An 11,407-nucleotide genomic window follows, 5' to 3' on the forward strand; every position below is an offset into this window, starting at 1 on the left:
CGGGAGATTACCTGCAAACGCCACGAGCGTCTGTCCGCGCAATGTCACAACAACGCACAGGATCAGGCAAGGATTGCACAGGAATGCACTAGTGCCCGCAGCGCCGGAAAAGAAACAATGCCTTACGACAAACCGATCGAGGATGTTCCCATGCTTGTACAAGCCTACGGTGCCCACGCGGGCGACAAACCCCTTGAACCGATGCAGATCAACCGCCGCGCGCCGGCCGCCCATGATGTGCAGATCGACATTGCGTTCTGTGGCATCTGCCATTCCGACCTGCACCAGGTGCGCGCCGAATGGGCCGGTACACAATTCCCTTGCGTACCGGGGCACGAAATCGTCGGTCGCGTGTCGGCTGTTGGCGCCCATGTTTCGGACTACAAAATCGGTGATCTGGTCGGCGTCGGCTGCATCGTCGACAGCTGCAAACATTGCGATGACTGCGAAAGCGGTCTGGAAAACTACTGCGACGGCATGATCGGCACCTACAACTTCCCGACCCCGGATGCACCGGGCTGGACGCTGGGCGGCTATTCGCAAAACATCGTCGTGCATGAACGCTACGTGCTGCGCATCCGTCATCCCGAAGCGCAACTGGCCGCCGTCGCGCCGCTGCTGTGTGCCGGCATCACTACTTACTCACCGCTACGCCACTGGAACGCCGGCCCCGGCAAGAAAGTCGGTGTGGTCGGCATCGGCGGCCTTGGCCACATGGGTATCAAGCTGGCCCACGCCTTGGGCGCCCACGTTGTAGCCTTCACCACCTCCGAATCCAAACGCGAAGCGGCCAAAGCGCTAGGCGCCGATGAAGTGGTGGTGTCGCGCAACGCCGAAGAAATGGCCGCACACGCCAAGAGTTTCGACCTGATCCTCAACACCGTCGCAGCGCCGCACGATCTCGATGCCTTCCTCGTACTGCTCAAGCGTGACGGTGCGTTGACCCTGGTCGGGGCGCCGGCCACCTCGCACCCGTCGCCGAACGTGTTCAACCTGATCATGAAGCGCCGCGCGATTGCCGGTTCGATGATCGGCGGCATTCCTGAAACCCAGGAGATGCTGGATTTCTGCGCCGAGCACGGCATCGTCTCCGACATCGAACTGATCCGCGCCGACCAGATCAACGACGCCTACGAGCGCATGCTCAAGGGTGACGTGAAATATCGCTTCGTGATCGACAACGCGACACTGGCGGGCTGAGCCCAAACGCCGATTGGCAGCCTGGTGTTGCCAGTTGGCTATTCAATTCCGTCGCCGGGATTTGACAGGCCCGGCGTTGCTCGCCAGAGTCGCACCCCTTTGCCTGCCATCAAGGGGTTGCCGTTGAACGAACAGACATTGTCCATGCGCCTTGAGCGCGTGGCTGCCCACGTACCGGCCGGTGCACGGCTGGCGGATATCGGCTCGGATCACGGCTATCTGCCGGTGGCGCTGATGCGTCGTGGCTTGATTACAGCGGCGGTGGCTGGCGAGGTTGCGGTGACGCCATTCCACGCGGCTGAACGCACCGTGCGCGAGAATGATCTGCAACAGCACATCAGCGTGCGCCTGGCCAATGGTTTGGCGGCGATCAAACCTGACGACGGGATCACCGCCATCACGATCTGCGGCATGGGCGGTGAGACCATCCGCGACATCCTCGACAGCGGCAAAGTCCACCTCAGCGGCCAGGAACGTCTGATCCTGCAACCCAACGGCGGCGAACAACCCTTGCGCCAGTGGCTGATGGAAAACGGCTACCGCATCCTCAGCGAAGAAGTACTGCGGGAAAACCGTTTCGATTACGAAATCATCGTCGCCGAACGTGCTGAACCGGTGAGCTATACCGACAAGGAGCTGTACTTCGGCCCCTTGCAGATGCAGACCCGCAGCCCCGCGTTCCTGAGCAAGTGGCAGCACAAGCTTCGCCACAAGCAAAAGACGCTGAGCCACCTCGCCCGCACGCAGCACAACCTGCCCGAGCAAAAGCTGCAAGACATCACCCGACAGGCCCGCTGGATTAGCGAACTGCTGGCCTGAGCGCCAGCGTTTCACACAGAAATGCAGTGGGTTGTCACATCTGCATTTGATACACCACATCACAAATGATGTACCTCAAGCCCCATTTATCAATTCCCGCCCTCCCCCTAAAGTCCTCTCCAACAGCCGCCCATCACTCCGATGGGCCAGCGACTGGAGATACCCCAAATGCCTTTCATCAGCGTACGTATCACCCGTGACGGCGTGACCCGGGAGCAGAAAGCCCAGGTCATCAAGGAAATCACCGAAACGATGGAGCGGGTGCTGCACAAGGATCCAAAACTCACCCACATCGTGATCGAGGAAGTCGACACCGATAACTGGGGTTACGCCGGCATCACCACCACCGAGTATCGCCAACAGTTAACGGATTCGCAGTCGTGAGCCGTACAGTGAAAATCGATTTCGTCTCGGATGTCGTTTGCCCCTGGTGCGCATTGGGCGCCACTGCTCTGGAGCAAGCGATCCGGAACCTGGCAGGCGAAGTCGACGTAGAACTGACCTACAAACCGTTCGAGCTGAATCCGGACATGCCCGCCGAAGGTGAACACGCCATCAAGCACATGATGCGCAAATACGGGCGCAGTGCCGAGCAAGTGGCGGATCGCAACGCGATGATCATCGAACGCGGCACACAGATCGGCTTTCACTTTGACCTGGAAAAACGCAGCCATTTCCACAACACCTTCGATGCCCATCGACTGCTGTTCTGGGCCGCCACACAAGGACGTCAGCGTGAGTTGAAGCAAGCCTTGCTCAAGGCCTACTTCACTGACGGCATGAACCCGAATGACCACGCCACGCTGGTGATGCTGGCAGGCGCAGTCGGGCTCGACAGTCAGCGTGCGCAAGAGGTGCTGGCCAACGCTGAGTTCAGCCAGGCCGTGCGCGAACTTGAACGGTTTTACCAGCAGCGCGGCATCGACTCGGTTCCGGCCATGGTCCTCGATGACAAACAGGTCATCCCCGGTTCCCAGTCCGTCGCTTATTACGAGCAAGCGTTACGTCAGGCAGCACAGGTTGCGGCTCACGCCTGACACCCGAACTTCGTTTTTCAAACCATTCAGATTGCAGAGGAAACATCATGAGCACGTCCAAGAAAGTTGTAGTGATTACCGGCGCCTCGCAAGGCATTGGTGCAGGCCTGGTCAAGGGGTTCCGTGAGCGCGGCTATCAGGTTGTCGCGACCTCCCGCTCGATCAAACCGTCCACCGACCCGGATATTCTCGCCGTCGCCGGTGACATCGCCGACCCGCAGACCGCCGAACGTGTGATTCGCGAAGCCGTCGCACGTTTCGGACGCATCGACACGCTGGTCAATAACGCCGGGATATTCGTCGCCAAGCCTTTCACCGAATACAGCAAGGAAGACTACGCACAAGTGGTGGCGACCAACATGAGCGGCTTCTTCCACATCTCGCAACTGGCCATTGCCGAAATGGAGAAAAACGCCAGCGGCCACATCGTCAGCGTCACTACCAGCCTCGTCGACCACGCGATTGACGGCGTACCGTCGGTGCTCGCTTCGCTGACCAAGGGTGGCATCAACGCAGCGACCAAGTCCCTGGCCATCGAGTACGCCAAGCGCGGCATTCGGGTCAACGCGGTTTCACCGGGCATCATCAAAACGCCGATGCACGGTGAAGAGACTCACGCCGCCCTCGGCAGCCTGCACCCGGTGGGTCATATGGGCGAGATCGATGACATCGTGCAAGCGATCCTTTACCTGGACGGTGCGAACTTCGTGACCGGCGAAATCCTCCATGTCGACGGTGGTCAAAGCGCTGGCCACTGACACCTCCCCGCAGCACTGCCGGTATGTACCGGCAGTGCCGCTTCATGAGATAAGCCTGAGAATGAACCGTCAGTTGATCCTCGGTGTACTTACATGAAGCGCCACTTTGATGACTTGCAATTGGGCAGTATCGAACTCTTCTGTCTTGCCGCTGAGGCGGGCAGCTTCACCGCCGCCGCGCAACTCGCGGGTGTGACGCCGGCAGCCGTGAGCCGGTCGATTCTTCGCCTCGAAAAGCGTTTGGGCTCCCGCTTGTTTGCCCGCACCACCCGCAGCATTCGCTTGACCGATGCCGGCAGAAACTTTTTCGTCCAGTGCAGTCAGGCACTGACCCAACTGGTCGAAGCGCAACAGGAAGTCATGGGCGCGCAGACCTCACCGTCCGGACAGTTGCGCATCAGCCTGCCCACCACCTACGGACATCACCGCATCCTGCCGCTGTTGCCGAAATTTCGCGCGCTGTATCCCGACGTCACCGTCGACATCCACTTGGGCAACCGCAATATCGACTTCGTTGGCGAAGGCTACGATCTGGCGATCCGCGTCCGCGCGCAACCGGATTCGACCATGGTCGCGCGGCTGCTGGAGGACGCAAAACTGGTGGTGGTCGCCTCCCCCGAGTACCTGAAAAAGGCTGGCACACCGAAGACGCTGGAAGACCTGGTGCAACACGAATGCATTCAGTTCGAACTGCCCAGCAGCGGGCGGCGGATCTCCTGGCTGTTCCAGGAAAACGGCGAGGACCGTGAAGTGATCTCCGACGGCGGCTACTCGTGCTCAGACGATGTGCTCGGCGGCGTCACGCTGGCCAAGCATGGTGCCGGGGTCTTTCAGACCTACAAGTTCATTGTCGAAAAGGAGCTGGCGGACGGCAGCTTGGTCGAAGTCCTTCAGCCGTATGTCGGGCGCTCGCGACCTTACACCTTGCTCTACCCGCACGGCCGGTATGTGCCGCAACGGGTGCGGGCGTTTGTTGATTTTCTGTTGCAGTTTCGTGATGAGTGGGCCGGGACTTAGCGCTGCGGCCCACTTGATGGCAGTCACTGCTGTTCAATGCCGCAGCAACTTGCGCAGCGGCACGCCATCCTTGAGTACGGGCGACTTGATGACGATGTAACTGAAGTACTTGGAAATGCCGATGTTTTTGTCCAGCAAGCTTTCGATCACTTCCTGATAATGCTGGATGCTGCGGGTCATGAAGCGCACCAGATAATCGTAGCCGCCGCTGATCAGATGACATTCAAGCACTTCGTCGACCAAACGAATATTGGATTCGAATTTGGCGAAATCCTCGCGTTTGTGATCGCTCAAGGTGATTTCGGTAAACACCGTGACCGAGTCGGTGATCTTCGCCAGATTCAGGTGCGCTTTGTAGCTGGAAATATAACCCGCCGATTCCAGTCGCTTGACCCGTTGCAGACACGGACTGGCCGACAGCCCGACGGCATCGGCCAGGCTGACGTTGGTCATGCGGCCATCCTTCTGCAACTCGACCAGAATGCTGATGTCGATGCGGTCCAGTTTTACTATCCCTTCCATTGCATACCTCTGACTGCCATTTGTAGGACAATCTTCTAGCAAAATCAGCGCCGTAATGACAGCTGATGCTGAGTCACCAGGTCCGCCATGCTGTTGATGCAGTATTGCGCCGAGCAGGGCGTGGGTTGCCTGCCGCGATCACGACTGATCAGGCACACGTCATTCTCCGCCCCTCGGCGCGCACCGGCGCGCGTGATATGGAGAATGTCGCCCGGTGCCAGTGCGTTGGCGCTCAGCCAATTGGCATCCTGCAAAGGTGCGTCGGCCAATGAAATGAAGTCGTCGGCATTGATCCCCAAACGCTCGCACAGCGGACCACGATCTTCGGCATCGCGGTCGCCCTGAACCAGCAGGCGGTAGAACTTGCGCAGGTACAACATCGCACCTGGCGCGTCTTCGAACAATGACCATGCCGCGACCGACCGGGCAAAGCTCATGCCCTCCTCCCAACTGGCATTCAAGCCCCAGCGTTCGGCGAGTTGACGATGGGCGAAACACAACATGCCACTGAAGCCTAGCTCAGCGAAACGCGGATACAGCACATGCAGCACTTCACGGTATTCAGCGAGCACCTGATCCTTGTCCGGATGACCACCCCGACTGACCAGCAGCGGTAGCAATGCCGTCCAGACCCCCGAGTCGCGGTCGACCAGCGCTTCATCGCAATCAATGAGCAACGCTCGATAATCAATCAGTCCCATGGCGTGCGAAGCCTCCAATGATGCATTCCATCCGTCCATGCTCCACAAATGCTCACAAGCGATGCGCTGGCGCACCGCTGCGGGCGCACAGGCACTCAGTTCAAGACGCGTGCCAAGGCGCTTTCGAGAATCTGCAAGGCCTCGTCGATCTGCGTCGGCGTGGCCACCAGTGGCGCGAGAAAACGCAGAACATTGCGGTGCACACCGCACTTGATCACCAGCAAGCCGCCCTTGCGCGCCTCATCGATCAAGCGTTGATTCAGATCCGCATCGGGGGTACGCGCGTCGTCAGGCTTGATCAACTCGATCGCTAGCATGAAACCGGTACCGCGCACGTCGCCGATTTGCGCGTAACGGCTCTGCAACTGCAACAAGCCCTGACGCAAGTGCTCGCCCAGCGCCTCGCCGCGTGCCAGCAACTGCTCCTCTTCAAAGGCCTCGATCACGGCCAGCGCCGCTGCGCATGACAACGCGTTGCCGCCGTAAGTACCACCCAGACCTCCGGGCAACGGCGCGTCCATGATGGCCGCTTTACCGACCACCCCCGACAGCGGCAAACCACCGGCCAGACTTTTCGCCACGGTTACCAGATCAGGCTGGATGCCCGCGTGCTGGAAACCGAACCATTTGCCCGTGCGGCCGAACCCTGTCTGGATTTCATCGAGAATCAGCACGATGCCGTGTTTTTCGGTCAGCGCGCGCAGGGCCTGGAGGAACTCGGCCGGTGCCGCAAGAAAGCCGCCGTCGCCTTGCACGGGTTCGATGATGATGGCAGCCACCCGCTCAGGCGCCACTTGCGTTGCGAACAGTTCCTCGAGGGCCTTGAGCGCCATGTCACTGGTCAGGCCGCGATAGGCATTCGGGTAAGGCGTGTGAAAAACTTCCGGTGCAAACGGGCCGAAGTTCTGTTTGTAAGGCTGGCTCATGCCGGTCAGCGTGGTGCCCAGCAAGGTACGACCATGGAAGCCGCCACGAAAGGCAATCACCGCCGAACGGCCGGTATGAGCCCTGGCGATCTTCACTGCGTTCTCGACCGCTTCGGCGCCGGAGGTGAAAAACGCGGCCTTACAGGCCTGCTGGCCGCCGATCATTTCACACAGGCGCTGGGCCAGATCCAGATAAGGTTGATAGGCGACCACCTGGAAGCAGGCGTGCGAAATCTTGTGCAATTGCTGCTGCACCGCCGCCACCACTTTGGGATGGTTGTGACCGATGTTCAACACGCCGATGCCGCCGACAAAATCCAGGTAGCGCTTGCCGTCCACGTCCCACAACTCGGCGCCCTGGGCGCGATCGATCACCAATGGGTGAGCGGTAACCAAGCCACGCGGCACGAATTGATCGCGCTGACGGAGCAAATGAGGGGTGTCGTCGACTTTGCTATTCATGGCATTTCCCATCGTGAGTCCGGCAACCTGGAGGTGGTTGCGATGGTGTTCAGATTAAGGCTTGCGCGAAACGAACTACGCCGAACTTCCCCCCTGAGAAATTCGGATCGACTGTTTTGACCCTGCCAAACGGCAGATTCCTTCAGCCCGCCGAATCTGCCGCCGTGGCGTTCATCGAGCGTGACGCAGACCGTTTGCACTGACGCTTTCGACAGATCCTGCGCCGGCATTGCGCGATCATGAAAGCACCTACCCCTTTCAGGAATTGCTCATGGCCCTGCTTTATAAAGCTGACCCTGTACGCGGCGAACAGTGGCAAGCGTTGTTCGCCGAACACGCCCCGGACATCGAATGGCGCGCCTGGCCTAATATCGGCGATCCAGCCGACATTGATTACCTGGCTGCGTGGCAAGCGCCGGACTATCTGGCTGCGCTGTTGCCAAACCTGAAAGTGTTGTTCGCGCTGTCGGCCGGTGTCGACCAACTGGATCTGAGCCGCATTCCACCCAGCCTGCCGGTGGTGCGCCTGCTTGATCCCGGCATCACCCGTGGCATGTGCGAGTACGCCAGTTTCGCCGTGCTCAGCCTGCACCGCGACATGCTGCGTTACCGTCAGCAACAAATCGCGCGTTGTTGGCAGGCGCACATGCTGCAACCGGCGCACACACGGCGGGTCGGGGTAATGGGGCTCGGTGCGCAGGCGCAACAGATTCTGGCAACGTTGCAGCCGCTGGGGTTCGCGTTGAAAGGCTGGGCACGCAGCCGCCATCAAATTGCCGGGGTGGATTGCTTCGCGGGTGACGCACAACTGTCGGCGTTTCTCAGCCAGTGCGACATTCTCCTGTGCGTGTTACCGCTGACCGAACAGACCCAAGGGATTCTTGATCGTGACGTGTTCCGGCAACTGCCGCACGGTGCGGCGCTGATCAATATGGGCCGTGGTGGGCATCTGGTGGAAAAGGATCTGTTGCAAGCACTGGACAGCGGACAGCTCAGTGGCGCGGTGCTTGATGTATTACAGGAAGAACCAGCACCGGCAGATCATCCGTTCTGGGCGCATCCAAAGATTCTGCTGACGCCGCACATTGCGGCGATGACGCAACCGCAAAGCGCATTTGCGGTGTTGCTGGAAAACATTCGCCGGTTTGAGCGCGGGGAGCCAATGGCGGGCCAGATCGACCGCCAGCAGGGTTACTGAAAACATCAATAACCCGGTGTGCGAGCCTGCTCACGAATGCGCATCGTCAGTTGATCGTCTCTGGGCTGACAGCGCTTTCGCGAGCAGGCTCGCTCCCCCCCAAGCTGAATTGATGTGGACTTAAAGGATGTCGGCGATAGCTTTACCGACGTCTTGCGTCGCGCCTTTTCCGCCGAGATCCGGGGTAATCGGGCCGTCGGCAATCACCTGCTCGATTGCCCGCAATATCCCGTCATGCGCGGCCCGATAACGCTCATCACCGTTGCCGAGAAAATCGAGCATCAACGCACCGGACCAGATCATCGCAATCGGATTGGCAATGTTCTGCCCGTAGATATCCGGCGCCGAACCATGCACGGGTTCGAACAACGAGGGAAAACGGCGCTCAGGATCGAGGTTGGCCGAAGGCGCAATGCCGATGGTTCCGGCACACGCTGGCCCCAGATCGGACAGGATGTCGCCAAACAGATTCGAGGCCACGACCACATCAAACCGATCCGGTTGCAAGACGAACCGTGCGCAGAGGATATCGATGTGCTGCTTGTCCCAGGTGATTTGCGGGTAGTTCGCCGCCATCAACGCGGTGCGCTCGTCCCAGTAGGGCATGCTGATGGAAATGCCGTTGGACTTGGTCGCCGCCGTCAGACGCTTGCGCGGGCGGGTCTGGGCCAGATCGAAGGCAAATTTCAGAATTCGGTCGACACCGCGACGGGTGAACACTGACTCTTGCAGCACGAACTCATGCTCGGTGCCTTCGAACATTTTTCCGCCTACCGAGGAATACTCGCCCTCCGTGTTCTCGCGGATCACCACGAAGTCGATGTCGCCCGGTTCGCGCCCGGCCAGCGGGCACGGGACACCGGGAAACAGGCGCACCGGACGGATATTCACGTATTGGTCGAAATCACGGCGAAACTTCAGCAGTGATCCCCACAACGAAATGTGATCGGGCACCTTGTCCGGCCAGCCGACCGCTCCGAAATAAATCGCGTCGAAGCCCTTGAGCTGCTCAAACCAGTCATCGGGCATCATCTGCCCATGCTCCAGGTAGTAATCGCAGTTGGCCCATTCAAGAACTTCAATGTTCAAGTCCAACTGCCATTTGCTCGCAGCCTTCTCCAGCACACGCAAACCTTCGGGCAACACTTCCTTGCCAATGCCGTCGCCGGCAATCGCGGCGATCTTGAATGCCTTGCTCATTGAACCTGCCTCCCCATGCATGTGAATTACAGCCCGCCGATGTGGAAGGCTTTGACTTCAAGGTATTCATCCAGGCCGTACTTGCTGCCCTCGCGGCCTAGCCCCGATTGCTTGATACCGCCGAACGGCGCGACTTCCATGGAGATGATTCCGGTATTGAGGCCGACCATGCCGAACTCCAGCGCTTCGCCAAACCGCCAGGAGCGGCGCAGATCCTGGGTGAAATAGTAGGCACCCAAGCCATACGGCGTGGCATTGGCCAGGGCGAGCGCTTGCGCCTCATCGTCAAACCGCATCAACGGCGCCACCGGGCCGAAGGTTTCTTCGTTGGCCAGCAGCATGCCGGCATGGGCATCACCCAGAACGGTGGGTTGCACGAACTGGCTGCTGGCATCCGGCATGCCGCCACAGAGCAAGCGCGCGCCCTGGGTCAGCGCATCGTCGATGTGCCGCGCGACTTTGTTTACCGCGGCCGGGTTGATCAGCGGGCCAATCGTGACGTCAGCCTCCAGGCCATTACCGACCTTGAGCTTGCCGACCTCTTCCACCAGTCGCTGAGCGAAGCGTTCATAGATGCCGTTTTGCACAAGGATGCGGTTGGCACAGACGCAAGTCTGGCCGGCATTGCGAAATTTGCTGAGCATGACCCCGGCCACGGCCTGCTCCAGATCGGCGTCATCGAAGACAATGAAGGGCGCGTTACCGCCCAATTCCAGACTCAAACGCTTGATGTGCTCGGCGCTCTGGCGCATCAGCAAACGGCCTACAGGGGTCGAGCCGGTAAAGGAAATCTTGCGAACTGTCGGGTTGCCGGTCAGCTCTTCGCCAATGCCGGCGGGCATTCCGGTCACCACATTGAACACACCGGCCGGAATACCGACACGCTCTGCCAATACCGCCAGCGCCAGCGCCGACAACGGTGTGAGGTCCGACGGTTTGACAATGATCGGGCAACCCGCCGCCAGCGCCGGCGCGCATTTTCGGGTGATCATCGCATTGGGGAAGTTCCACGGTGTGATCGCCGCGCAGACGCCGACCGGTTGTTTCAAGGTCAGCAGCCGACGGTCGCCGCCAGGTGCCGGCATGGTTTCGCCGTAGACACGGCGGGCCTCTTCAGCGAACCACTTGACGAACCCGGCACCGTAGCGGATTTCGCCTTTAGCCTCGTTCAGCGGCTTGCCCTGTTCGCAGGTCATGATCAGTGCCAGATCATCGAGGTTGTCGACCATGGCCTGATACCAACGCTCGAGCAAAGTGGCGCGCTCGGCGGCCGGGCGCGCACGCCAGGCTGGCCAGGCCTTGTCGGCGGCCTCGATGGCGCGGCGGGTTTCCGTGCCTTGCATGGCCGGCACCCGGGCAAGCAACTGACCGCTGGCCGGATCAATAACGTCGAGGGTCGCGGCGTCATCGGCGCCGATCCACTGCCCGTCTATATAAGCGAGTTCTGCCAAAAGGCTGGGGTCTTTCAAACGATTCGTGAGCATGGTCGAGTCCTGATTCGAGACATGCTCCAGTCTAGGGAGGTACTGCGGGGGAGGATGCTGAAAGCGCTTTGAGGACGGCGTCG

Annotated in this window: 12 protein-coding genes; 7 read left to right on the top strand and 5 right to left on the bottom strand. The window is 60.0% G+C overall.

Annotation, left to right across the window (positions count from 1 at the left end):
* Window positions 1-150: 150 nt before the first annotated feature.
* The 6 genes from ACZZ0G_RS29310 to ACZZ0G_RS29335 all read left to right on the top strand — a co-directional run bounded on the left by ACZZ0G_RS29310 (window position 151) and on the right by ACZZ0G_RS29335 (window position 4,831).
* On the top strand, window positions 151-1,200 hold the full coding sequence (locus ACZZ0G_RS29310) for an NAD(P)-dependent alcohol dehydrogenase (RefSeq protein ID WP_463558644.1): 1,050 nt from the start codon (window positions 151-153) through the stop codon (window positions 1,198-1,200).
* A 123-nt stretch (window positions 1,201-1,323) separates the two neighbouring features.
* Window positions 1,324-2,019 (top strand): tRNA (adenine(22)-N(1))-methyltransferase, encoded by a 696-nt coding sequence (locus ACZZ0G_RS29315; protein ID WP_463558645.1) that lies wholly within the window; start codon window positions 1,324-1,326, stop codon window positions 2,017-2,019.
* A 168-nt stretch (window positions 2,020-2,187) separates the two neighbouring features.
* Window positions 2,188-2,403 carry a tautomerase family protein gene (locus ACZZ0G_RS29320; RefSeq protein WP_463395899.1) on the top strand — a complete coding sequence of 72 codons (216 nt, stop codon included), beginning with the start codon at window positions 2,188-2,190 and terminating at the stop codon, window positions 2,401-2,403.
* Complete coding sequence (locus ACZZ0G_RS29325; RefSeq protein WP_463558646.1) at window positions 2,400-3,056, top strand: DsbA family oxidoreductase; 657 nt, start codon at window positions 2,400-2,402, stop codon at window positions 3,054-3,056. The genes ACZZ0G_RS29320 and ACZZ0G_RS29325 overlap by 4 nt, the downstream gene beginning before the upstream one ends.
* A 47-nt stretch (window positions 3,057-3,103) precedes the next feature.
* On the top strand, window positions 3,104-3,814 hold the full coding sequence (locus ACZZ0G_RS29330) for an SDR family NAD(P)-dependent oxidoreductase (protein WP_150694962.1): 711 nt from the start codon (window positions 3,104-3,106) through the stop codon (window positions 3,812-3,814).
* 93 nt (window positions 3,815-3,907) lie between these two features.
* Window positions 3,908-4,831, top strand: a complete 924-nt coding sequence (locus ACZZ0G_RS29335; protein WP_463558647.1) for a LysR family transcriptional regulator — start codon at window positions 3,908-3,910, stop codon at window positions 4,829-4,831.
* Window positions 4,832-4,864: 33 nt separating this feature from the next.
* Here the strand turns inward: ACZZ0G_RS29335 and ACZZ0G_RS29340 are convergent, their stop codons facing one another.
* From ACZZ0G_RS29340 to gabT, 3 genes are all read right to left on the bottom strand, one after another.
* Entirely contained in the window at window positions 4,865-5,353 is a 489-nt protein-coding gene (locus tag ACZZ0G_RS29340) for an Lrp/AsnC family transcriptional regulator (RefSeq protein ID WP_016987783.1), read from the bottom strand.
* A gap of 44 nt (window positions 5,354-5,397) precedes the next feature.
* Entirely contained in the window at window positions 5,398-6,054 is a 657-nt protein-coding gene (locus ACZZ0G_RS29345) for an HAD family hydrolase (RefSeq protein ID WP_463558648.1), read from the bottom strand.
* A 95-nt stretch (window positions 6,055-6,149) separates the two neighbouring features.
* Window positions 6,150-7,442, bottom strand: a complete 1,293-nt coding sequence (gene gabT, locus ACZZ0G_RS29350; RefSeq protein ID WP_463558649.1) for a 4-aminobutyrate--2-oxoglutarate transaminase — start codon at window positions 7,440-7,442, stop codon at window positions 6,150-6,152.
* A gap of 271 nt (window positions 7,443-7,713) precedes the next feature.
* Here gabT and ACZZ0G_RS29355 point away from each other — a divergent pair, with 271 nt between their 5' ends.
* Window positions 7,714-8,640: a 2-hydroxyacid dehydrogenase gene (locus ACZZ0G_RS29355; protein ID WP_463558650.1), complete on the top strand. Its 927-nt coding sequence runs from the start codon at window positions 7,714-7,716 to the stop codon at window positions 8,638-8,640.
* A gap of 120 nt (window positions 8,641-8,760) precedes the next feature.
* Here the strand turns inward: ACZZ0G_RS29355 and ACZZ0G_RS29360 are convergent, their stop codons facing one another.
* Together ACZZ0G_RS29360 and ACZZ0G_RS29365 are read right to left on the bottom strand one after the other, a co-directional pair.
* On the bottom strand, window positions 8,761-9,840 hold the full coding sequence (locus ACZZ0G_RS29360; RefSeq protein ID WP_463558651.1) for a tartrate dehydrogenase: 1,080 nt from the start codon (window positions 9,838-9,840) through the stop codon (window positions 8,761-8,763).
* A gap of 26 nt (window positions 9,841-9,866) precedes the next feature.
* The gene (locus tag ACZZ0G_RS29365) at window positions 9,867-11,324 is read right to left on the bottom strand and encodes an NAD-dependent succinate-semialdehyde dehydrogenase (protein ID WP_463558652.1); all 1,458 of its coding nucleotides are present in this window, start codon (window positions 11,322-11,324) and stop codon (window positions 9,867-9,869) included.
* Between the last annotated feature and the right edge of the window lie 83 nt (window positions 11,325-11,407).

The sequence above is a fragment of the Pseudomonas sp. AC169 genome (assembly GCF_979258515.1).

What these genes read in the sequence shown, in the direction of transcription:
- ACZZ0G_RS29330 (WP_150694962.1), top strand. Translation starts at nt 3,104, where the DNA reads ATGAGCACGTCCAAGAAAGTTGTAGTGATTACCGGCGCCTCGCAAGGC.
- ACZZ0G_RS29345 (WP_463558648.1), bottom strand. Translation starts at nt 6,054, where the DNA reads ATGGGACTGATTGATTATCGAGCGTTGCTCATTGATTGCGATGAAGCG.
- ACZZ0G_RS29355 (WP_463558650.1), top strand. Translation starts at nt 7,714, where the DNA reads ATGGCCCTGCTTTATAAAGCTGACCCTGTACGCGGCGAACAGTGGCAA.
- gabT (WP_463558649.1), bottom strand. Translation starts at nt 7,442, where the DNA reads ATGAATAGCAAAGTCGACGACACCCCTCATTTGCTCCGTCAGCGCGAT.
- ACZZ0G_RS29310 (WP_463558644.1), top strand. Translation starts at nt 151, where the DNA reads ATGCTTGTACAAGCCTACGGTGCCCACGCGGGCGACAAACCCCTTGAA.
- ACZZ0G_RS29340 (WP_016987783.1), bottom strand. Translation starts at nt 5,353, where the DNA reads ATGGAAGGGATAGTAAAACTGGACCGCATCGACATCAGCATTCTGGTC.
- ACZZ0G_RS29360 (WP_463558651.1), bottom strand. Translation starts at nt 9,840, where the DNA reads ATGAGCAAGGCATTCAAGATCGCCGCGATTGCCGGCGACGGCATTGGC.
- ACZZ0G_RS29335 (WP_463558647.1), top strand. Translation starts at nt 3,908, where the DNA reads ATGAAGCGCCACTTTGATGACTTGCAATTGGGCAGTATCGAACTCTTC.
- ACZZ0G_RS29320 (WP_463395899.1), top strand. Translation starts at nt 2,188, where the DNA reads ATGCCTTTCATCAGCGTACGTATCACCCGTGACGGCGTGACCCGGGAG.
- ACZZ0G_RS29365 (WP_463558652.1), bottom strand. Translation starts at nt 11,324, where the DNA reads ATGCTCACGAATCGTTTGAAAGACCCCAGCCTTTTGGCAGAACTCGCT.